This window comes from Chitinophaga silvisoli, from assembly GCF_003412465.1.
Classification (GTDB): Bacteria; Bacteroidota; Bacteroidia; order Chitinophagales; family Chitinophagaceae; genus Chitinophaga; species Chitinophaga silvisoli.
The window spans coordinates 988,783-1,011,228 of the sequence record NZ_QTJV01000002.1 but is presented as its reverse complement, the minus strand read 5'-3'; the positions used below and the strand labels follow the sequence as shown (position 1 = coordinate 1,011,228).

Annotated in this window: 22 protein-coding genes; 13 read left to right on the top strand and 9 right to left on the bottom strand. The window is 44.3% G+C overall.

Annotated elements, in window-relative coordinates; genetic code table 11:
* From DXN04_RS10425 to DXN04_RS10415, 3 genes are read left to right on the top strand one after another with little or no spacing between them, the layout of a single operon-like run.
* Nucleotides 1–231: a 4a-hydroxytetrahydrobiopterin dehydratase gene (locus DXN04_RS10425; protein ID WP_116853261.1), complete on the top strand. Its 231-nt coding sequence runs from the start codon at nt 1–3 to the stop codon at nt 229–231.
* Nucleotides 232–245: 14 nt separating this feature from the next.
* Nucleotides 246–2,321, top strand: a complete 2,076-nt coding sequence (locus DXN04_RS10420) for a histidine kinase (RefSeq protein ID WP_147319891.1) — start codon at nt 246–248, stop codon at nt 2,319–2,321.
* A 25-nt stretch (nt 2,322–2,346) separates the two neighbouring features.
* A complete protein-coding gene (locus DXN04_RS10415; protein WP_116853259.1) occupies nt 2,347–3,102 on the top strand; it encodes a LytR/AlgR family response regulator transcription factor in 756 nt (251 codons plus the stop codon).
* Nucleotides 3,103–3,202: 100 nt separating this feature from the next.
* Here DXN04_RS10415 and rho read toward each other — a convergent pair whose 3' ends face one another.
* On the bottom strand, nt 3,203–4,951 hold the full coding sequence (rho, locus tag DXN04_RS10410; RefSeq protein WP_116853258.1) for a transcription termination factor Rho: 1,749 nt from the start codon (nt 4,949–4,951) through the stop codon (nt 3,203–3,205).
* Between the two features lie 513 nt (nt 4,952–5,464).
* Here rho and asnS point away from each other — a divergent pair.
* The 4 genes from asnS (at nt 5,465) to chrA (ending at nt 9,851) form a co-directional block, all read left to right on the top strand.
* Complete coding sequence (gene asnS, locus DXN04_RS10405) at nt 5,465–6,904, top strand: asparagine--tRNA ligase (protein WP_116853257.1); 1,440 nt, start codon at nt 5,465–5,467, stop codon at nt 6,902–6,904.
* A 102-nt stretch (nt 6,905–7,006) separates the two neighbouring features.
* On the top strand, nt 7,007–7,513 hold the full coding sequence (locus tag DXN04_RS10400; protein WP_116853256.1) for an ExbD/TolR family protein: 507 nt from the start codon (nt 7,007–7,009) through the stop codon (nt 7,511–7,513).
* A 38-nt stretch (nt 7,514–7,551) separates the two neighbouring features.
* Nucleotides 7,552–8,508, top strand: coding sequence for an isopenicillin N synthase family dioxygenase (locus DXN04_RS10395; protein WP_116853255.1), 957 nt, complete (start codon nt 7,552–7,554; stop codon nt 8,506–8,508).
* Between the two features lie 149 nt (nt 8,509–8,657).
* Nucleotides 8,658–9,851, top strand: a complete 1,194-nt coding sequence (gene chrA, locus DXN04_RS10390) for a chromate efflux transporter (protein ID WP_116853254.1) — start codon at nt 8,658–8,660, stop codon at nt 9,849–9,851.
* 6 nt (nt 9,852–9,857) lie between these two features.
* Here the strand turns inward: chrA and ku are convergent, their stop codons facing one another.
* On the bottom strand, nt 9,858–10,637 hold the full coding sequence (ku, locus tag DXN04_RS10385) for a non-homologous end joining protein Ku (RefSeq protein ID WP_116853253.1): 780 nt from the start codon (nt 10,635–10,637) through the stop codon (nt 9,858–9,860).
* 104 nt (nt 10,638–10,741) lie between these two features.
* On the opposite strand from ku, the gene DXN04_RS10380 reads away from it, so the two are divergent.
* The gene (locus tag DXN04_RS10380; RefSeq protein WP_233525559.1) at nt 10,742–11,071 is read left to right on the top strand and encodes a hypothetical protein; all 330 of its coding nucleotides are present in this window, start codon (nt 10,742–10,744) and stop codon (nt 11,069–11,071) included.
* 42 nt (nt 11,072–11,113) lie between these two features.
* Here the strand turns inward: DXN04_RS10380 and DXN04_RS10375 are convergent, their stop codons facing one another.
* From DXN04_RS10375 to DXN04_RS10365, 3 genes are all read right to left on the bottom strand, one after another.
* Entirely contained in the window at nt 11,114–12,163 is a 1,050-nt protein-coding gene (locus DXN04_RS10375; protein WP_116853251.1) for a DNA topoisomerase IB, read from the bottom strand.
* An 88-nt stretch (nt 12,164–12,251) separates the two neighbouring features.
* Complete coding sequence (locus tag DXN04_RS10370) at nt 12,252–12,815, bottom strand: YciE/YciF ferroxidase family protein (RefSeq protein WP_116853250.1); 564 nt, start codon at nt 12,813–12,815, stop codon at nt 12,252–12,254.
* Between the two features lie 20 nt (nt 12,816–12,835).
* Entirely contained in the window at nt 12,836–13,045 is a 210-nt protein-coding gene (locus tag DXN04_RS10365; protein WP_116853249.1) for a hypothetical protein, read from the bottom strand.
* A 379-nt stretch (nt 13,046–13,424) separates the two neighbouring features.
* Here DXN04_RS10365 and DXN04_RS10360 point away from each other — a divergent pair, with 379 nt between their 5' ends.
* From DXN04_RS10360 to DXN04_RS10350, 3 genes are read left to right on the top strand one after another with little or no spacing between them, the layout of a single operon-like run.
* On the top strand, nt 13,425–14,744 hold the full coding sequence (locus DXN04_RS10360) for a sensor histidine kinase (protein WP_158568952.1): 1,320 nt from the start codon (nt 13,425–13,427) through the stop codon (nt 14,742–14,744).
* Complete coding sequence (locus DXN04_RS10355) at nt 14,731–15,186, top strand: response regulator (RefSeq protein ID WP_116853247.1); 456 nt, start codon at nt 14,731–14,733, stop codon at nt 15,184–15,186. The genes DXN04_RS10360 and DXN04_RS10355 overlap by 14 nt, the downstream gene beginning before the upstream one ends.
* 3 nt (nt 15,187–15,189) lie before the next feature.
* A complete protein-coding gene (locus tag DXN04_RS10350; RefSeq protein WP_116853246.1) occupies nt 15,190–16,623 on the top strand; it encodes a hybrid sensor histidine kinase/response regulator in 1,434 nt (477 codons plus the stop codon).
* A 38-nt stretch (nt 16,624–16,661) separates the two neighbouring features.
* Here DXN04_RS10350 and DXN04_RS10345 read toward each other — a convergent pair whose 3' ends face one another.
* From DXN04_RS10345 to DXN04_RS10335, 3 genes are all read right to left on the bottom strand, one after another.
* Nucleotides 16,662–17,123: a low affinity iron permease family protein gene (locus DXN04_RS10345; RefSeq protein WP_116853245.1), complete on the bottom strand. Its 462-nt coding sequence runs from the start codon at nt 17,121–17,123 to the stop codon at nt 16,662–16,664.
* Nucleotides 17,124–17,238: 115 nt separating this feature from the next.
* Nucleotides 17,239–18,711, bottom strand: a complete 1,473-nt coding sequence (locus DXN04_RS10340) for a sigma-54-dependent transcriptional regulator (RefSeq protein WP_116853244.1) — start codon at nt 18,709–18,711, stop codon at nt 17,239–17,241.
* A 70-nt stretch (nt 18,712–18,781) separates the two neighbouring features.
* Nucleotides 18,782–19,210, bottom strand: coding sequence for a response regulator (locus tag DXN04_RS10335; RefSeq protein WP_116853243.1), 429 nt, complete (start codon nt 19,208–19,210; stop codon nt 18,782–18,784).
* Nucleotides 19,211–19,821: 611 nt separating this feature from the next.
* Between DXN04_RS10335 and DXN04_RS10330 the strand changes: the two genes are divergently transcribed.
* Together DXN04_RS10330 and DXN04_RS10325 are read left to right on the top strand one after the other, a co-directional pair.
* Complete coding sequence (locus DXN04_RS10330) at nt 19,822–20,061, top strand: hypothetical protein (protein WP_116853242.1); 240 nt, start codon at nt 19,822–19,824, stop codon at nt 20,059–20,061.
* A 39-nt stretch (nt 20,062–20,100) separates the two neighbouring features.
* Nucleotides 20,101–21,414, top strand: coding sequence for a DEAD/DEAH box helicase (locus DXN04_RS10325; protein ID WP_116853241.1), 1,314 nt, complete (start codon nt 20,101–20,103; stop codon nt 21,412–21,414).
* Here the strand turns inward: DXN04_RS10325 and DXN04_RS10320 are convergent.
* Entirely contained in the window at nt 21,407–22,411 is a 1,005-nt protein-coding gene (locus tag DXN04_RS10320) for an NAD(P)H-dependent glycerol-3-phosphate dehydrogenase (protein ID WP_116853240.1), read from the bottom strand. The genes DXN04_RS10325 and DXN04_RS10320 overlap by 8 nt on opposite strands.
* Between the last annotated feature and the right edge of the window lie 35 nt (nt 22,412–22,446).

Sequence of the window (22,446 nt, the reverse complement as noted above, 5' to 3'; positions counted from 1 at the left end):
ATGTGGCAGGAGAAAAACAATCAATTATATCGTGCCTTTACATTTAAAGACTTTAAAGAAGCATTCTCATTTATGACAAAAGTGGCACTGATAGCAGAAAAAATGGATCATCACCCCAATTGGAACAATGTCTACAATAAGGTGGAAATCTACCTGAGCACGCACGATGCCGGGAACGCTATCACCGACAAGGACCATGCACTGGCGAAAGCTATAGATGGTTGCCTATAAATTTTACTTAAACAGTGATTCGGATCTTTTTCTTATTACTGTTGTTTTGTTACTCCAATATAGCCAAGGGCAATATAACCGCAAAAGACACGCTGGCAACGGATTTTGATAATCTTCCGCCCGGTCTGGACCTGCGGCCCTGGTTGCTGAGTATAGAAGATATGGAGGGACAGGTAACACTGCAACAGGTACCTACTTTAAATTTTTCCCACAACGTCTCGCTTTTCCACGACTCAAAGAAAAATAATGGAAAAGGTCACGATTGCTGGCTGCGACTATCTGTAAAAAATACCGGTAGCGAAGATTCTGTTGTTACCCTCTTCGCAGGGTGGCATGACCATATGTACTGGTACGTACAGGAAGGCCGGCAATTACAACTGCTGGTGCAGACCGGCATGATGCATGACAGGGAAGATATCCGTCGCTGGGAACATTATGCCTTCCCTGTAAAAGTACCTCCGGGACAAACACGTACCTTCTATTTACATATCAATAATCAGTTCTTTAACGAGAACCCGCTGATGCCTGTATTGTATGATGCCATGCAATACAACAACTTCCGGAATGCCACACTGGCCCACTTCCGCAAGGAAGCCGCTATGATCTTCATGCTGCTGGGCATGCTGCTCGTATGTCTCACTATAGCAATTATCAACTACATCCAACTACCTGATCGCTCCTATCTCTACTTTGCCGCGTACATGCTGGGACTGATCTTATTTTTTGCCCTCCGCCTGGATAGTAAACCTTACCAGTTATCCATATTCTACAACTGGCCCATGCTCAAATACTACTGGGATGTGCCAGCCCTGTTATTCTGTTTCTACCTCATGTACCTGGCCTTTGGAAAATCATTTCTCAACCTGCAGGAGCGGTATCCCTTTATGGAAAGGTTGTTCAATATCTTCGCATCCTGCATTGGAGGAATCATTATCATTTGCTTTTATTGCATAGCAAGGGGATTGTACCAGGTGCCGGGCATGATCTACAGCTATGTCTACCTGGCTACACTTCTGCCCCTGCTGGCTGTATTCGCAGCACTGGCCAAGCGATCCCGCCATCATCCGCTGGTGCGGTTCTTCCTCTTTGGCTCACTTTGTTTTTACATGGCCAGCTTTGGTTCCTTCCTGATGCTGATACGCCCTTTGGGACTGATCAGCGCATTGGGAGAATTATCTGCCCCTTCCCTGCTGATCATCATTGGCGTTCTGATGCAATCCATGTTCTTCCTCGCAGGACTCAGTTATCGCAATAAACTGGTACACCACGAAAGAACCCGTACACAGGAATTGCTGATCAAACAGCTGAATAAAAACAAAGAACTGCAACACAAGCTGAACGAGCAACTGGAAGAACTGGTAAAAGAACAGACAACAGAAATCCTGCGCAAAAAACAGGAACTGGAAGAACAACGTAAAATACACCTGGAAACAGAGTACAATAAAAAACTGACGGAAATAGAACTCAAAGCCATCCGTGCACAGATCAATCCACACTTTATTTTCAACTGTCTCAATTCCATCCAGCTGTTTGTCATGCAGCGGGATTATGAATATGCACAGAAATACCTGTCAGATTTCTCTTACCTGATCAGGAAAACACTGGACTTCTCCAGACGTAATTTCATATCCTTAGCGGATGAAATTGCGTACCTCAATACCTATCTTGGTCTGGAAAAGATGCGTTTTGAAAATAAGATGGAATATGAGCTGGCGGTAGACCCCCTTATTGCCACAGCAGAACTGGAGATCCCGGCCATGCTGCTGCAGCCTTATGTAGAAAATGCTGTAAAATACGGGATGACCAATTCCCGTGACCATATCGGACAATTGCTGATACAATTTAATCAGGTAGAACCGGATATGCTGGAATGCCTGATCGAAGACAATGGTATTGGTATTAACAGGTCTAAATCCATGCGTACATTGCCGAAGCATCATCAGTCCTCCGGCATGGAGATCAGCTCTAACCGTGCAGAACTCCTCAACAAAATGTACAACACCGGAATTCACATAGACATCATTGATAAATCGGAGAAAAATTCTGTGGAAAGTGGTACTATTGTGCGGATACTTATTCCCCAATTGTAGGCCAACTACTACTCTTTAGATTTTTATGATAAAGGCCGTAATTATAGATGACGAGCGCAATAGCCGGGACATCATTTCCCTTATGCTGGAAAAGTATTGTCCGCAGGTAGAAATTGTAGCTACTGCTTCTGACTGTGCTGATGGTATAGCTACCATCCGGGAATTCCAGCCCGAGCTGGTTTTCCTCGACCTCGAAATGCCTGATGGGACCGGGTTTGATGTATTATTAGGTACACAGGACGTGCCACCGTTTGAAGCGGTATTTGTCACTGCTTTTGAAAAGAAATTCCTACATACGATCCGCTTCAGTGAAGTCGAAATCATCTTAAAACCAATAGACAGGGAAAGTCTGACTACCGCCATCTCCATCATCAGCGCGCGGCTGGCAGCAGGTAAGAGTAAAGAAAGGTACAAGGTATTGCTGGGCAATTTTAATAATGGCCGGAACACCAGTACAGAACTGGTATTGCCACAACTGGAAGGCGATGATAAAACCATAGCGCTTGCTACTGTAACTTATCTTGAAGCCTTTGGCGATAAGACATTATTCTACCTGGATGATCATCACCAGATACAGGCCAACAGGCCATTCAGATATTATGCTGATCTATTCAGCACTCTGAGGTTTTACCAGGTCAATAACCTGCAGATGGTGCAAATGAGTCAGATCGGTCATGTAAGTATGGAGGGAGGAAATGTGGTCATGCGCAATGGGGTAACGCTGGAAATAGCAGAACGGCGAAAGAAAGATCTGCTATTACACTTGAAACAGTATAAATAAAAAGACAAGATTCATCCCCGGGAATGAAAACTATTTTCAAAAAAAAGAGCCTGTATCTTTCTTAAGATACAGGCTCTTTTTAATTACGGTTGGAAGTCCTTTATCCGTTCATAGAGATCAGGAACTCTTCATTATTTTTAGTCCCCCTCATGTGCTGCAACATGAAGTGCATGGATTCTTCTGTATTCATATCCGCGAGGTGATTGCGGAGAATGTGAAGGCGTTTCAGATGATCCTTGTCGAGGAGCAGATCATCACGGCGGGTAGAGGAAGCTGATACGTCGATAGCAGGGAATATACGTCTGTTCGCCAGTTTACGATCCAGTTGTAATTCCATGTTACCGGTACCTTTAAATTCTTCGAAGATTACTTCGTCCATTTTAGAACCAGTATCGATCAGTGCAGTAGCAAGGATGGTAAGTGAACCACCATTCTCAATTTTACGGGCTGCACCGAAGAACTGTTTTGGTTTCTGCATAGCGTTTGCTTCCACACCACCACTCAGTACTTTACCTGAAGCAGGAGCAACTGTGTTATGTGCACGTGCGAGACGGGTGATGGAATCCAGCAGGATCACTACATCGTGTCCGCATTCTACCAGGCGTTTTGCTTTTTGCAATGCAATAGCAGAAACTTTTACGTGCTTTTCTGCCGGCTCATCGAAAGTAGAAGCGATTACTTCTGCCTTTACGCTACGTTCCATATCGGTTACCTCTTCAGGGCGCTCATCGATGAGCACTACCATCAGATAAACTTCGGGGTGGTTTGTTGCGATTGCATTAGCTACTTCTTTCAGCAACATGGTTTTACCCACCTTAGGCTGTGCTACGATCAGACCACGCTGGCCTTTACCTATAGGGGTAAACATGTCCATAATGCGGGTAGAGTAGTTATTAGAAGTAGTAGTGAGTCGCAGTTTTTCGAAAGGGAACAGTGGTGTCAGGTAATCGAATGGTACGCGGTCACGTACTTCTTCAGGTGATTTACCATTGATTGTTTCTACTTTCAGGAGGGCGAAATATTTCTCCCCTTCTTTCGGAGGTCTAACGGAACCTTTAACGGTATCGCCTGTCTTCAGACCGAATAATTTGATCTGGGAAGGAGACACGTAAATATCATCAGGAGAACTGAGGTAATTATAATCAGAAGAGCGGAGGAAACCATAGCCGTCAGGCATCATTTCCAGTACACCTTCACTGAGGATAATACCATCAAATTCTATATTGAAAGCAGGCTCTTTCTGCTTGTTGTTGAAACGTTGTTTCTGCGGCACGATAGGCTCTTCAGGCATTACGAAGTCGTCGTCGTCATCCTCTTCCTCATCTTCGTCTTCCTCATCTTCTTCCACTACTATTTTTTTAGCAGGAGCAGCAACAGGTGCCTTGGTATTAGTAATTACTTCTTCCTCTTCATCCTCCTCGTCTTCAGTAAACTGAGGGATGATTTCATCGTCGTCGTCATCAAATGTCAGGGAAGGAATACTATCCAGGTCGATATCGAAGTTTTTCTTTTTGGGTTTGGTTTCGGATGCCTTAGGTTCTTCAACTTCTTTAGCTTTATTGAGTGTTCCAGGTTTTCTGCCGCGTTTTGGTTTTTCATCTGATGCGGCTTCTGCTACTGGTTCTTCGTGTTCGTGCTCGTCTTCTTTCTTAGTTGATTTCCGTTTACGTGTCTTCTTTTCTTCTCCATTGGCCGGGTTACCTTCTGAGGCCATTACTGCCTGCTTGTCGAGAATTTTGTAGATAAGATCCTGTTTGCTCAGTTTTTTGGCGTTTGGCACATCCAGTTTCTCTGCAATGTCAAGCAGCTCAGGAACGAGCATGTCGTTCAGTTGTAAGATGTCGTACATCATCGTGTGTTGTCAAATTTTAGAAGTGTTGCAAGGTGGGTACCACTACATACCAACATACACCAATTACAAAATAATTGTTTTTTGAGTCCAATAAATTTAATCTGGTTATTAAATCTGATAGGGAATGTTGAGTTTAGGACTGTCGATTAGGATGGAAATTTGAACTTAATCAGACAGATTGTAACGCAAGATTAAAACAACTTTCGCTATTATCCAAAAAAAAAGCAGGTTCCCAAAAGCCTGTAATCCGGCCCTGAGGCAGCTTGGAGAGCGGTTTCAGGAAGGAAAACACCGGCCCACAGCCTATCTCCGGATATGGTCCCGCTTATTGCCAGCAACATTCCTGCCAAATCGGGGATAACAGTATTTTTCCACATTTAACATTTTATTTGGAAACCCGGACTTAGGCTAAAATTTTCCATTTACCCCGAAAGCACCCGAAACCAGCAGGCAGTGTTATGCAGTATGCTTCCTATCACTTAAATTTGCAGTCCTAAAATATATACATATATGAGCCAAAGAACGAAGGTTAAGCAGATCCTGCTTGACGAAAAAACAGACTACAACGTAGTGGTAAAAGGTTGGATACGGTCTTTCCGTAACAATCAGTTTATAGCTTTGAACGATGGCTCTACCAATAATAATATCCAGATTGTATTGGATCAGAATTCCGTTTCTGCTGAACTGATCAAGCGCCTTACCACCGGTGCTGCCATCAGCGTATCTGGTACCGTAATCCCTTCTCTGGGCAAAGGCCAGCGCGTAGAAATCAAAGCTGTAGAACTGGAAATACTCGGTGATTGCGATGGTGAGAAATATCCCCTGCAGCTGAAAAACCGCCCGAGCCTGGAATATCTGCGCGAAATTGCACACCTGCGCTTCCGCACCAATACCTTCGGAGCCGTATTCCGCCTCCGTCATGCACTGGCATTTGCTGTACACAAATTCTTCAACGAAAAAGGCTTTGTATACCTGCACACCCCTATCATCACTGCCAGTGATGCTGAAGGTGCCGGCGAAATGTTCCGCGTAAGTACCCTGGATCCTAAAAATCCGCCACTGACAGAGAACGGCGATATCGATTACAAAGAAGACTTCTTCGGGAAAGCGACCAACCTGACCGTATCCGGCCAGCTGGAAGGCGAACTGGGAGCTATGGCATTTGGTGATATCTACACCTTCGGCCCTACCTTCCGCGCGGAGAATTCCAATACAGCCCGCCACCTTGCTGAGTTCTGGATGATCGAACCAGAAATGGCCTTCTATGACCTGGAAGACAATATGAACCTGGCAGAAGCTTTCATCAAATCCGTAATCGGCTATGCACTGGAAAATAACAGGGAAGACCTGGAATTCCTGGCTGCCCGCCTTGCTGAAGAAGAAAAACAAAAACCACAGCAGGAAAGAAGTGAAATGGGCCTGATCGAAAAACTGGAATTTGTACTGAACAATGAATTCCAGCGCCTCACTTACACCGAAGCAATTGACATTCTGAAAAACAGTAAGCCAAATAAAACCAAGAAGTTTAACTACCTGATCGAAGAATGGGGTGCAGATCTGCAAAGTGAACACGAACGTTACCTGGTAGAAAAACACTTCAAAAAACCAGTGATCCTTACCGATTATCCTGCTGCTATCAAAGCTTTCTACATGAAGCAGAACGCAGATGGCAAGACCGTAAGAGCAATGGATATCCTCTTCCCTGGTATCGGTGAAATCGTAGGTGGTTCACAACGTGAAGAAAACTACGACAAGCTGGTAAAACGTATGGAAGAAATGAAACTGCCTGTTGAAGAAATGAGCTGGTACCTGGATACAAGACGCTTTGGAACCGCGCCACACGCCGGTTTCGGCCTAGGTTTCGAAAGACTGGTATTGTTCGTTACTGGTATGGGTAATATCAGAGATGTCATTCCTTTCCCAAGAACACCAAAGAGTGCAGAGTTTTAATTTATAATATGCACAATATTTAAAATGGCTCCGGGTGGAAATCCGGAGCTATTTTTTTATGGAATTCTTTTACGCCAGCGTCTATATTATAAATCTTTAGTTATGGCTGAAATGAATACCCAATCCAACCCTGGCAAACAAAGAGGTGGCCAGCGTGCTAAGAAACTGAGTACCCGTGTCGATATGACCCCTATGGTAGACCTGGGATTCCTGCTGATCACCTTTTTCATGTTGACCACTACCCTGCTGCAACCCAAAACCATGGACCTGATTATGCCCCGTGATGATGGCGAACCTCAATCACTGGCAGAAAGTAATGCCATGACCGTATTACTCGGCGCTAATAATACCGTGAAGTATTACGAAGGCATGTACCATCCCGAGGACGTAAAAACTACTACCTATGGGGAAATCAGGGAGGCCATCATCAAAAAGAAAGAAGATATTATGAAGAAAACCGGCGACAACAAACTGATGGTCCTGATCAAAGCCGACAATGATGCTAACTACAGGAATGTCGTAGACATTATGGACGAAATGCTGATCAACCGCGTAGACCGCTATGCCATGGTAGATATTACCGACGAAGAAAAAGCATTACTGAAATAGGCATTTTCGATACCTTAGTGATGTAAATCGCATTAACTATGGTAACAACTCATTCCATCCCTGTTGTAGACCTCGCCGCCTTCACTAAAGGCGACGCCGCCAGCAAAGCAGCCTTTGTGCAGCAGCTGGGTAAAGCTTACGAAGAAGTAGGATTTGTAGCAGTAAAAAATCATGGTATTCCTGACAAGCTGATTGAAGACCTGTATAAATATGTACAGCAGTTCTTCGCTCTGCCAGCTGATGTAAAGCGCAGTTACGAAATCCCGGAACTGGCAGGTCAGCGTGGTTATACCTCATTTGGTAAAGAACACGCAAAAGGATTTGACGCACCCGATCTGAAAGAATTTTTCCAGTTTGGACAAACAGTTACAGATGGTGACCCGATTGCCAACGAATATCCGGACAACGTAGCAGTAAAAGAATTACCTGCTTTTACCCCTACCTGCACTGAAGCCTACAAAGCTTTTGAAACTTCAGGTATCTCCCTCTTACAGGCAATTGCATTGTACCTGGGACTGGATGAGCATTACTTTGACAAGTTTGTTCACAATGGTAATTCTATCCTGAGAGCCATCCATTATCCGCCAATCAAAGAGGAACCTAAATCTGCTATCCGCGCAGAACAGCATGAAGATATCAACCTGATTACCCTGCTGGTAGGAGCTTCTGCCGATGGTCTGCAGATCCTGGATAAACAGAATAACTGGGTACCGGTAACGTCATTGCCTGAGCAGATTGTAGTGAATGTAGGTGATATGCTGCAAAGACTCACGAACAATAAACTGAAGTCTACTACCCACCGTGTAGTAAATCCACCTCGTGAACGCTGGGGCACCAGCCGCTTTTCAATTCCATTCTTCCTGCACCCTAAATCAGAGATGCCACTGAATTGTCTTGAAAGCACAATTGATGCAGAACATCCAATAGAATACGAACCTATTACTGCTGGTGAGTACCTGGATGAACGCCTCAGAGAAATAGGATTAAAGAAATAACTCCGCTTATTTTATGAAGCCGGCCATCACTGGCCGGCTTTTTTATGATATTTATCATAGTTAGCCCAACAAAATCAGGCTTTTGTCGCTTAAATGTTTGATATTTTCAATATTTTATTGAAATTCGGGCAGCCGTAATTTCCCACATAGTGTTTCTTCGTCATATTCCGTTCCTGCGGGCTGTTTTTTTACACAGTATAACAGCCTATGGTGGCCCACAAGGTCACCTGGCTATGATGTTGAAAACATTCGTGCAGCAAAGAAGGGATGTGACAGAACAGGAGTTGATGGAATACAATGCCTTCTGTCAGCTGCTTCCCGGTGCATCCTCTTCACAGACACTTACCCTCATCGGTTATAAACGCGGAGGTGTACCCTTAGCTGTAGTTACTTTACTCATATGGATCGCCCCGGCTTGTCTGCTCATGGGATCCCTCAGTTTCCTGTTACAATACTTTGATCAGAAAGCCCTGCACACAGACATTTTCAAGTACGTGCAACCTATGGCGGTAGGCTTCCTCATTTTTGGCAGCCTGCGTGCTTTCAGTATCAGTATTCGTAACCTGGCGACCTTTATCATCATGGTTGTGGCATTGCTCACGGCTGTCTATCTGAAGTCTCCATGGACCTTCCCGGCATTAATCATATTGGGCGGAATCGTCTCCAATTTCAGTAATAAACGTATTCCTGATATTCCAGACCAGCCTAAGAAGATTCAGTGGACAAACATCTGGTTGTTTGCCACACTCTTTATACTCGCCGGTGTATTCTCCGAGGTAGCGCGTACGCACAACTGGATGACCCGTCGTCCTTTCAACCTGTTTGAAAACTTCTATCGTTTCGGCAGCCTTGTATTCGGGGGTGGAGATATCCTGATTGCGATGATGCTGGAACAGTATGTAACCCGCTCGAAATCGGCGTTCATGAGCGCAGAAGAGCTGCTGACCGGCGCAGGTATCATGCGTGCCCTGCCGGGTCCCACTTTCTCCATTACTGCATATGTAGGAGGAATGGTGATGCACAATCTGGGACCAGGCTACCAGTTGCTGGGCTGCGTACTGGCACCCGTTGCTATATTCTTACCCAGTTTGTTGCTGGTATTATTCTTCTTCCCGATCTGGACCAATCTGAAGAAATATGTCGTCATCTACCGCGCACTGGAAGGTATCAATGCAGCAGTAGTAGGCATCATGTGGGCGGCAACATTCATGTTGTTCATGGCCATTACACCCACATGGTACAATATCCTGATCACCCTGAGCACCCTGGCAATACTGGCCTTTTCACGCCTCCCCTCACCTTTCATAGTACTGGCCTGCCTGCTCCTGGGCTGGTTAGTATAAGCGCGCTTACGATGCCCGCTTGCCATTGCCCAGACTGGCTTTGAGCTGACTAAACAAGTCTGTACTCTTGGTATGCACCACCTTCATTTTCTTCACCGTACGTTTTTTACCACTTGCTTTTTGCTTGATAATTTTCAGCAGCTCTGCATGGTATTCATCTTTGTACTGGCTAATATCAAAATCAGTAGTATAGCTCTCTACCAGTTTTACAGCCATATCCAGTTCTTTTTTCTGAATTTTGGCTGCTGTACCTGTAGGCAGGGCAAGGTCCTCCGCAGAACGGATCTCTTCCTGGAAACGGAGCTGTTGCAACAGTAAATAGCCTTCCCGTGGACGTATTACAACAACATGTTCACTGGTGCGCAACACGAATCGGCCAATGCCCGCTTTACCCGTTTGCTCAAGCGTTTTCAGCAATAATGCATATGCCTTGGCACCGGATTTCTCCGGCTCAATGAAATACGGCGTTTCGAAATAAATATCATCAATAGCCGTTTCTTCAACAAAGGATTCAATATTGATGATCTTCGTTTTTTCAGGCGCTGCAGCTTCAAAATCTTCATCTTCCAGAATGATGTACTCATCATTGTACAGGTATCCCTTTACTATTCGGTCCCATGGCACTTCCTTGCCGGTTCCTTCATTGACGCGGTGGAATTTAATATGTGCATGATCACGCTTGTCCAGCATATCCAGGTCGAGCCTGCTATCCTGAACAGCGCTATACAATTTCACCGGAATATTGACCAGCCCGAAGCCGATGGTTCCTGACCATATTGCTCTCATAGTTCATTGATTTATATATTTATTGGCATCCAAAGGATATGCCATGGCACGCCTTTTGGATTTTTGATCTGTAAAAACCTTTGTTTATGGAAAAGCCAGGTGAAATGACAACACTAACCAGAGTGTTAGAAAAACTGCACAATAAGGGTCTGGATCATGAGTTGGTAATGAGTGACCATGGCCGATTGCAGAATAAAGAAAAACAAAAGATCTACAACCCCGATGAGTTGAAGATCATTAAAACCTACCGGTTTGAAGGAGAATCTGATCCCGGCGATATGTCGGTATTATATCTTATAGAAGACAAGGAAGGAGAAATTGGTTACGTGCTGGATGCATACGGTGCTTACAGTACGCACGAAGAATCAGGCTTTGATGAATTTATCCAGAAAATACCGGTAGAAGACAGAGAAGATCAGTTGATCTTTGCTTAATTAATAACTACTAAAACTTATTAAAAGAGGGACGATTGTAACTTACGATCGTCCCTCTTTCATAAATTTCAACAGTACCCGCTCATCATTGTGTAAGCCTCCTTTCGCTTCTTTTTCCCTGCCTGCTTTCAATGCATCCAGGTAAGGCCCCAGCTTACATTGTTCATAAGCTTCCACGAGACGGGGATGAATGTAATATTTCTTACACACGGCCCTGGTATTTCCCAGTTTTCCCGCCACACTATCGATGATACCTACCAGGTTTTGCTTGCACTCATGCTGCGACGCAAATGGTGTCAGGTCCGCCAGTAAATTCAATGCATGCAATGTACCTGACCAGGTACGAAAATCCTTACAGGTAAAATCCTCTCCCGTCCATAATTTCAGGTATTCATTGATGTCTCCTGAATCAAGTGATTTGTGCTCCCCTCCTTCATAATACTGAAACAATTCCTGACCTGGAATATCACGTACTTTCTGCAATAACCTGGCGAGCTGGCGATGCTTCAGGGTAATCTGGTGCATGACACCTTTCTTACCTTTAAACTTGAAAAAAGCAGTGCCGCCGGAGATCTTTACGTGTTGATCACGAAGGGTAGTAAGACCGTAGGAACCATACAATTTTTCATACGCCACATTGCCTACGCGAATCAATGTTTCCTGCATTACACTGAGTGCAATAGCAATGACTTTCTCTTTGTCGAGCGTTTTCTTTTTTAGCGCATTATCAATATGGCGGCGCAGTTGCGGTAGTTTCTCCCCAAAATGTAGCAGACGATCGTACTTGGTTTCATTGCGTACCTTTGCCCATGTGGTATGATAGCGGTATTGCCTCCTGCCCATAGCATCAATGCCGGTGGCCTGCAGGTGACCATTGGCATAAGGAGAAATCCATACTTCCTGCCAGGCAGGAGGAAGCACTAATCCTCTGATGCGATGCAGCGTTTCTTCATCAGTAATCCTGTTCCCATCCTGATCCAGGTAGTAAAACCCGCTCCTGGTTTTCACACGTGAATAACCAGGGGTACCTGATCTGACATATCTTAATTTCACGGCCTTTGCGGTGGCCATTGCTTCTGCGACTAAGTCCATAGCTCCTTAAATTTAAACCTTTAAAAAAGGCTCCGTACATTACTTAAAATGCAGGAGCCTCTCAGGGTTTTCAATGATTAGTAAGAAATTATTCTGCGGAAGCTTCCTCATTGATAGAAGATTCAGCTATCTGTGTGAGCAGGCTATCTGCTTCCTTTTCTTCATTCAGCGTCTGCTCTAATACAGCAGCTACATCATCATTGCCCATGACATGTGCGAGTGTACGCAGGCTACCATATGCAGCGATTTCATAGTGTTCTATTTTCTGTGAGCAGATGATGATGCCCGCATCTCTTACTGCGGTATCTTCTTCTGTATCTTCTACTACTTCCTGACCTTCTGCGATCAGGCCTTCCATAGCTTCACATTTTTTAGCTCTTGGTGCCTGACCCAGCATTTCGAATACTTGTTCTAATCTTTCAACATGACCCTTAGTCTGCTCCTGGTGTTCAGTGATGGCATTGGCCAGTTCTTCTGACGTAGCTGCTTTCGCCATTTTACCCAATGCTTTCACCAGGTTTTTTTCAGCCCAGTAAATGTCTTTCAATTCTTCATTAAAGAGTTTCTGGAATTTAGATTCGGGCATTGCAGCTTTTGAAGTAGATTTTTTTGAAGCTGTGCTACTTTTAGATTGAGTTTTTGTAGTTGCCATAATTTTGGAGTTTATATGTGTTAAGCTTTTGGATTAGGTGGAGTACGATGTGTATCGTGATCAGGCACTTCGTTCGGAACCGGGTTCCTTTCTGGACCCTGCGGTGATGGCGGAGGAGTAATCTCCGGACCGGGAGCTGGGTTTGGGTTCGTTGGAGGCGGCTGTACAGGTTGTTTTTCAGGTACGCCTCCAGGAGGCGGATCACCTGCGAACATTGTATAGTGTAACATGGTGATTAATTTTTACAGAAATAAAAACAAAGTTCATTCCCGCTGCCATTTTCTGAGTATAAATCGCAAGCCACCAATGCCCGAAATCCTTTACCACAAGCATTTATAGCGGCATACTAACAACGTACACAGCTATATTATTTTGTACAGCAGCCACGACTGCACATGCTGTAGACAAGTACTTTCATATTGTAGAATTTGTTTCCGCTACGTAAGCCGGAAAGTTTTAGTACATTCGAATGCTGTCGAATAAACTACTATGCATATCCCGGTTCAGAAAAAGCTAAGAGCAGGATTTTTTATAGCTGCTACTGTAATGATCATTGCTTCTGTTTGCTCGTATATTGTCACTAAGAACCTGCTTGATAATGCTAGATGGATGAACCATACGATTGAAGTATCCAAAAGGCTGGAAGTAATCACCAAGCAGGTAAAAGATGCGGAAGCTGCCATCCGTGGTTTTAGCATCACCAGGGACACTGCCTTCCTGCGCCCCAGTATGCAGGAAAGGAGCATCAAAATAGAAGAAGAATACCTGCACCTGCGGGAGGTGACCAAAGCAAGCCCACAGCAACAACTGCACCTCGACACATTAAAACATCTGCTGGATAATAAATACAAACAACTGGCTGCCGGTGAAACAAAATGGCGATCCTTTAAAAAAGATACCTCCTCAGTACAGGAAGGTGAAAAATCTATGGACAAGATAGACCGGAAAGTACAGGACATGATGAAAATAGAAGAAGGACACCTGCAAAACCAATCAGAAATGCAGCACTTCTATTCCATGATCTGGGCACCCGTTATTTTTATCTCCTCTCTCATTGCCATCTTCATAGGCATCTATTCTTATGTGACACTCACAAGGGAATATCGCCTGCAATTACATATTGAATCAAGATTAAAATCTTACCAGCGTGACCTGCAGCAAAACATCAGTCTGCTGAATAAATCCAACGAAGAACTGGAACAATTCGCCTATGTAGCCAGTCATGATCTACAGGAACCTTTACGTAAAATCTCCACCTTCAGCGACCGCCTGCAGATCAAATATGGATCACTGCTCCCTACAGAAGCCAATGAGCTGCTGGATCGGATGGGTGCTGCAGTAACCCGCATGCGGGTCCTGATCAATGATCTGCTCATCTTTTCAAGAGCAGGCCGCATTACTCCTGATTCTATCGTAAAAGTAGATCTGAATACCCTGCTCCAGCAAGTGAGCAGTGACCTGGAAGAACGATTGCAGGAAAAGAAAGGCACTATTCATACAGAAGAACTGCCCGTAATAGAAGGTCATCCCACCGCCCTGCAACAGCTCTTTCAGAATATCCTGACCAACGCTATTAAATTTGCCAGTCCCGAACGGGAACTGGTCATCAATGTTAGTTGTAAAATTATAAAAGGTGCCGCCCTGGACATTCCGGTTAGAGAAAATCAGCTGGACGATACATTCTGCCAGCTCTCATTTGAAGATAATGGTATAGGATTTGAACCCGCCTATGCCGAGCGCATCTTTTTGCTTTTCCAGCGGCTACATGGTATGAGTGAATACTCAGGAACCGGTATTGGTCTGGCTATCTGTAAAAAAATCACAGATAGTCATCATGGCTATATCAAAGCTTATGGAGAAGCAGGTAAGGGTGCCACTTTTATGGTCATATTACCACTTACCCAAACCCATCAGGATGAGCAGTATTAAACCTGCCGGAAAAATTAGCATCCTTATTGCAGATGATGATGCTGACGACCGAGAATTGATCAAGGCCGCTTTTGACGAAAACAGCACACAGCAAGAGATTCACTTCGTTGAAAACGGAGAAGAATTGTTGCTTTACCTGAAGCGGAGTGGGCAGTATGCGGATGAAACGCTACACCCGCTTCCACATATCATACTGCTGGACCTCAATATGCCTAAGAAGGATGGTCGTGAGGCATTAAAGGAGATAAAGGCTGACACTTTATTTAAAAGCATCCCTGTTATCATTCTGACTACCTCTATGGAAGAAAAGGATATTACCACCAGCTACGAACTCGGCGTAAACAGCTATATTATCAAGCCTGTCACCTACTCCGGCCTAGTAGAATTCACCAGCGTATTAAGTAAATATTGGTTCGAAATTGCAGAACTGCCAAACGTTTAAAGAATGACTGATCAACCTGTTCACATACTAATGATCGATGATGATGAAGATGACTTTTATCTGGTAAGCCAGTTATTGCAGGACATCTCTCCCGGTCAGTACGATCTGGCCTGGGCTCCCACCTACTCAAAAGCCGTAGAGGAAATAGAGCGTAAAAAACATGATATCTATCTCGTAGATTATCGGCTGGGACCATATACAGGTATCGACATCCTGCACCACTTCCAGCAGCTGCAATACAAGGCACCAGTGATCATGCTCACAGGTAAAGGGGATTACAGCATAGATAAAGAAGCGATGCAGGCCGGTGCCTCTGACTACCTGGTAAAAGGAGAAATCAGTGCTGACCTCCTGGAACGCTCTATCCGTTATGCCCTGGACGAAGCCAGGCATCTGCGCACCATCGAAGAGAAAGAAAAGAAATATTTCAGTGTGTTTGAAAAAGCACATGACCTGATTATACTCGCCGATTGCGATAAAAACGTGATTGATGCAAACCCTGCGGCCATCAGAACCCTGCTGTACAGCAAGGAAGAATTCCTGCAGCTGAACCTGAAACAACTTTTCCTGCAGGAAGAGCAAAGCCGCCACTTCTTCGACCACATCTGCGGAGAAGACAGCAGCCTGCAAACGGAATATAACTTCGTGACCAAAGAAGGCAAAAAACTGGATGTCATGGTCAGCGCTGTAATGCTGGACGAAGCAGAACAGATCTTCCTTTGTATCGCCCAGGATATTACCGAGCGGAAAAGAGAAGAACTGGAAAAACAACAACAACAGAAATTCATTGTCACCGGTCGTATTGCCCGTGTCATAGCACATGAAGTAAGAAATCCCCTCACCAATATCCTGCTGGCGGTAAGCCAGTTCAAAGGAGAACCGGTGAGCATGGAAGAAAGCCAGGTATACGTAGATATCATTGAGCGCAACTGTACCCGCATCAATCAGCTGATCACGGAATTGCTCAGCTCTACCCGTATGATAGAACTGAACATTCGTCCGCATGGCGCGAATGAACTGACAGAAAAGGCACTGTTGCTGGCCAAAGACAGGTTGCAGCTGAATGAAATTAAAGTTAATAAGGACTACAGTTATCCTGATATCATGGTACCTGCTGATGAAGAAAAAGTAATCATTGCATTACTCAACATCATCATCAATGCTATCGAAGCCATGACACCCGGCAAAGGAGTACTTACCATCAATACAGAACGCCTGAAAGACAAAGCTGTAATTACAATAAGTGATAATGGCCCGGGTATACCTGAGGAGACAAAAATGAGGCTCTTTGACCCCTTCTTTACGAACAAACCGAAAGGCACCGGCCTGGGATTAACAAGTACTCAGAATATTATTATGAACCACAAAGGAACCGTACATGTAGAAAGTGAGATAGACCGGGGTAGTGTGTTTACGGTCGTTTTGCCCGCTAACTAATCAGATAAAAAGGCCGGAGACTTTATAGTTGTCCGGCCTTATTTTTTCTCTTCCTCTTCAAATTTCTCATCTGTATTTTCAATCGCCTCTTCTACAGAGTGCGACTCTTTCATCGACATTCTCTTCTTGGTTTCATCCGCCAGCTTGCAATAATATTTATGCAGCGTGTCCAGTTCTTCTTCTGACAGATCTTCTACCACGATAAGGCGGTTGCTGGCCTGCTTGTTCGCCGCAATTAATTCATTTAGTTTTAACTGAAGAGACTTGGAATCTTTATTCTGTGACTTCTGAATTACAAATACCATGAGAAAAGTGATGATGGTAGTACCCGTATTGATGACAAGCTGCCATGTATCAGAATAGTTAAACAGTGGGCCTGTAATTCCCCACACAATAATCGCTAACAGCGCCAGGAAGAATGCACCTGGCGAACCCGTGATATGACTGACTTTACTTGAAAATTTCTCGAAAAAGTTTCCGTTTCCTTGTTGCGCTTTCATGACGTTGTATTTATAACTTATAAAAAGGCAAATAATATACCTGTTGACAATAAAAAAGGGGCGCTATAAAGCGCCCCACAATAAACTATAAACAAACACTATATTGATCAATAAATTAATAATTTATGTTCAGTAAGCGCAGCTTGTTGTACAGCGTTTTCCTGTCAATATTCAACAGCTGTGCTGCCTTAGTTTTATTATATTTTACCTCTTTCAGTACATTGATGATCTTATTGTATTCAGCCTGCAATGCCACTGTTTTCAGATCATTTTCGTTGGTTATTGAAATCAGTTCGCCTGACATATTCACCTGATGATCTTCTTCATAAGATGGTTGTTGGGAGAATGATTCTTTCATTTCCAGCGGCAATGTAGACAGGGTGATGTCTTCATGTTCCGGTGTCAACAGGCAGGCACGGCGAATTACGTTTTTCAGTTCGCGGATATTACCCGGCCAGTTGTAACGGTTGAAACATTCCCACACTTCGTGCGTGATCTTACCACAGTTCTTTTGCAGTTCTCTTTCTACCTGGCGCATAAAGGCATCTACGAATAAAGGCAGATCTTCCACTCTTTCACGCAATGGCGGAATGTAAATAGTGAACTCGTTGAAGCGATGGAAGAGATCTTCACGGAAACGTCCTTTCTGTACAGATTCAGACAGTTTCTCATTACTTGCCACAATGATGCGCACATCGATCGGAATCTCTTTCAGATTTCCTACACGACGAATCACTTTTTCCTGGATCACGCGCAGCAGGGCTACCTGTATATCGTAAGAAAGATTGGCCACTTCATCCAGGAAGAGTGTACCACCATGGGCCTGTTCAAAAGCACCGATCTTGGTATTAATCGCACCGGTAAATGCACCTTTTTCATGACCAAACAGTTCACTCGCGGCAAGTTCTTTGGAAAGACTTCCGCAGTCCAGCGCCACAAATGGCTGTGAATGACGTTTACTATGGTGGTGAATGAGGTGGGCAACTGATTCTTTACCCGTACCTGTCTCACCAAATATGATAGTACTATAATCTGTAGGTGCTACCAGTTTGATCTGACGAATCAGCTCGCGGGCGCCGCCACTTTCACCATATACGTATTTATTGCTTTTATCCAGCATCTCACCATTTGGCTCGTCGGATGATGTAGCCGCAACAGCAGGCCTTTCACCTACGCTGCCATTGTAAGTTCTGGCAGGCATGGAAGATTCCCTTTCACGTTCGGAATCCATGTGCGCGAAAGCTTTATGTACAAGGTTGAGGATCTCGTCCGGATACAATGGTTTTGATAAATAATCATAAGCACCATTCTTCACCATATCTACTGCAACCCTTACATCAGTATAACCAGTGATAATAATCACGATTGTACGGGGATTGATTTGCAATATATCCTGTAATAACTGAGCACCATCTGTATCCTTTAAACGATAGTCACACAACACCAGATCAAATGTTTTCTCCTTCATCATTTTCAGGGCCGTAGCACCGCTCATAGTAGTATCTACTTTGAAACCGTGTTTGCCCAGAAATTTACTAAGCAGTGTACAAATATTGATCTCATCGTCTATAATCAGAATATTTCTCATAAAAGTTATATGTGGTGTTAGAACAACAGCTTTTTTAAATTTACTAATTAATACCTTTCATCGCAACGCACTATCTGCTTAACATGTTACTCATCAGCTCATCCAGACTTTTTACATTGAATGGTTTCGCGAGGAAGTAACTGGCACCAGCCTTCAATGCTTTCTGTTTTTCCATACCATTATCATATGCACTGATGGTAACAACTGGCAATGCCGGGCATTTTTTCTTGATAGCCGGAAGCGCTTCTAATCCCGATCCATCTGGCAGATGAATGTCAAGAAAAAGCAAATCCGGTTGTTGCTGTTGCAAATACTGCGTTCCCTCTGTGAGTGAATGCACATATTTTACATTATATCCATGTTTAACAAGACTCAACTGTAACAGTTTGCAGATGTCCGGTTCATCGTCAATAATCAGAATAAATGATTTGTTCATCCCCTCGTGCGTATATACTGTGTCGGATGGGGGTCCCACATCCGGTTTAATATGCTGTGCCATGCTTACACTTGTTCCATTAATAAATTGATTATCAAAAAATAGAAGGCTTTTCTTCGTTCTATATCACATTTCAACTAGCAGCTTCATCGTATTTCACTCCATTTTTCTCCCTTTATTAGTTTCAAATATCAATCCATTATGCCTGTGGCAGCTTCTACAAGATTTTATATACAAAAGTGTGGAATTATTTCCACAATTCCTGATTCCCTATGACCACAATCCCAACCGGAGAAGTGTGGAATCTCTCAAAGAAGTGCATGGTATGGTAATTGAAACCTTTATCCGTGAAGCATAACATTTTTTTCATTCATAGCTGTTGTTTTAGTTTATTGTCCCGGGCGCTAACCCGGGACAATCTTTTTTTTATGCGATCGACTATTTTTTTTCATTAACATGGCGTTCACATATTTTTCCGATCAAGACCCTACATTTGACCCAGACGACGAAAAGCTAAATCAGACAACCTGCCGGAGAGCAGGCTCATCATCAATTTTAAGTACATTTTATTAACAGGTTCTTGAGCGATGCCTGGCTATCGAATAGCCAGGCAAACGCTATCAGGTATTCTGTGGAAACCATTATTCTTTATTCATCTTAAACTCCATCACCACATGCGCACGCTTGCTTGTAGTATTACAGTCAACGGGGTCAGCAGGAAAATCTCCCTGCGTAAAAAAGCAAAAGAAAAAAAGTACCTGGTAGTTATGAAGGAAGCAGTGCTTGAATATACTTTTGGGAAAGACAACACACTTCTACAGCTGGCAGGCCCTGTTATTACAGAAGCCGGCCTCTCCGAACATATTGAATGGATGATCCGGAACTACTTTGGTCCCGAACCTTCTGCCCAGTAGTTTGAATAACTTACAGAACTCCCGTACTTTTGCCCGGCAATGCAAAACGTATACGAAAATATCCTCTCTGCGCTCCAGATCGACGCGCTGAATGAGATGCAAGAGGCATCTATCAAAGCAAATCAGGAAGCAGACAATGTCATCCTCCTCTCTGACACCGGCTCCGGAAAGACCCTGGGCTTCTTAATTCCTGTACTGGAATCGCTGGACAAAACAGCACCCGGTACCCAGGCCCTGATCGTCGTGCCCTCCAGAGAACTGGCCCTTCAGATAGAAACTGTGTGGAAAAACATGCGTACAGGTGTTAAAATCACCTGTTGCTACGGCGGCCATAAGAGAGAAACAGAAGAAAATAACCTCCAGGAAGCGCCGGCCCTCATCGTTGGTACCCCCGGCAGACTTGGTGACCACATCCGCAGGGAAAATATAAAAACCGACACCATCAGGATGCTGGTGCTGGACGAGTTCGATAAATCACTGGAACTGGGCTTTGTAGATGAACTGGAATTTATTCTCAATTCCCTCACCGGACTGAAAAAACGCCTGCTCACCTCCGCTACCGATACTGTAGAGATACCGGAATTTGTAAAAATGGATAACCCGGTTACACTGGATTACCTGAGCGGAGAACCCGCACCTGCTCTCGCCATCAAGTATGTCGAAAGTCCCGACAAGGATAAACTGGATACCGCGTTTCAGCTGGTATGCAAGCTGGGTAACCGCTCCACCATTATCTTCTGCAACCATCGCGAAGCCGTAGAACGCACTAACTCCCTGCTGAAAGATAAAGGACTCGTAAGCGTATTCTACCATGGCGCTATGGAGCAAAATGAAAGAGAAGCCGCCCTCGCCAAGTTTAGAAACGGCTCTTCCAACCTCCTCGTTACTACCGACCTGGCAGCAAGAGGACTGGATATACCTAATATCCGTTACATCATTCACTATCACCTGCCCACCACAGAAGCTATTTTCACCCATAGAAACGGCCGTACAGCCAGGATGGATGCCAGCGGTACCGCTATCCTCATTATCGGTCCGGAAGAGCACCTGCCTGATTATATCTCTGAAGAGGTAGAGCTGATTGATGTAGAAGGCGATTATGAGATTCCTGAAAAGCCAAAATGGACCACCTTCTTTATAGGTGCCGGCAAAAAGGATAAAGTGAACAAAATCGATATCGTAGGCTTCCTGAGCAACAGGGGTGAGCTCAAGAAAGAAGATATCGGCTTAATTGAAGTGAAAGATTTCTACTCTTTTGTGGCAGTACGCAAGAGCAAGGCCAGCCATGTGCTGAACCTCATTCAAAACCAAAAGATCAAGAATAAGAAAGTGAAAATAAATGTGGCTAAATAAAGCCTTTTTCCAGCGCCAGAAATGCTTCCGCAGCATTCTGGTGCTGCCATAATATGGAAAACACCGCCTGCGCTACCGGCATATACGCCCCTACCTGCTCATTCATTTCTTTCAGACACTTACTGGCATAATACCCCTCGGCAATCATGTTCAGCTCCAGCTGAGCAGACTTCACGCTGTATCCCTTGCCTATCATATTGCCAAAAGTACGGTTACGGCTATGGAGACTGTAGCAGGTCACCAACAGATCGCCCAGGTAAGCGCTGGCATTGTAGTTATGCTCAGTTAGAGTTTCTGTATGATGCTGGCTGTAGGTCTCCAGGAACTGCTGCATCTCTCTGAAGCAGTTCGTGATGTATACACTCAGGAAGTTGTCGCCATAATCCAGTCCATGAGCAATTCCTGCACCCAAGGCATAGATATTCTTCAATACCGCCGCCAGTTGCACCCCAATCACATCTTTGTTTACAATAGTCTGCAAATAACTATTGCTAAACAGATCCGCCATTTGCTGTGCAGCATCCTCTTCCAGCCCGGAAAAAGTAAGGTAAGAGAGTTTTTCATTGGCCACTTCTTCTGCATGACAGGGACCAGTGATGGTAAAGTATTGATCTAAAGGAAGACTGAAGATATCTTCCAGGTATTCGTTGATGAGTTGGTTGGCTCCAGGTACCAGGCCCTTGATAGCGTTGATAATCTTTTTTCCCTGCAGTGCATCGGTAGGTAGCTGTAAAAGCACTTCTTCCAGGAAAGCAGAAGGCACCGCCAGTACCAGTACATCACTGGCAGCTACTACAGCAGCCAGATCATTACTCAACTGTATCAGATTCGTATCAAAGTATACAGATGTGAGATAATGCTTATTGTGGTGGCGTTGCTGCATGTAACGGATCGTCTCTTCACTCCTGATCCACCAGTTGATCTGTTTGCCATTGTCGGTTAAGATTTTGGCCATGGCTGTAGCCCAGCTACCGCTACCAATAATACCTGCTTTCATCCCTGTATCCAATTTTCTGCAAAGTACGTGAACCT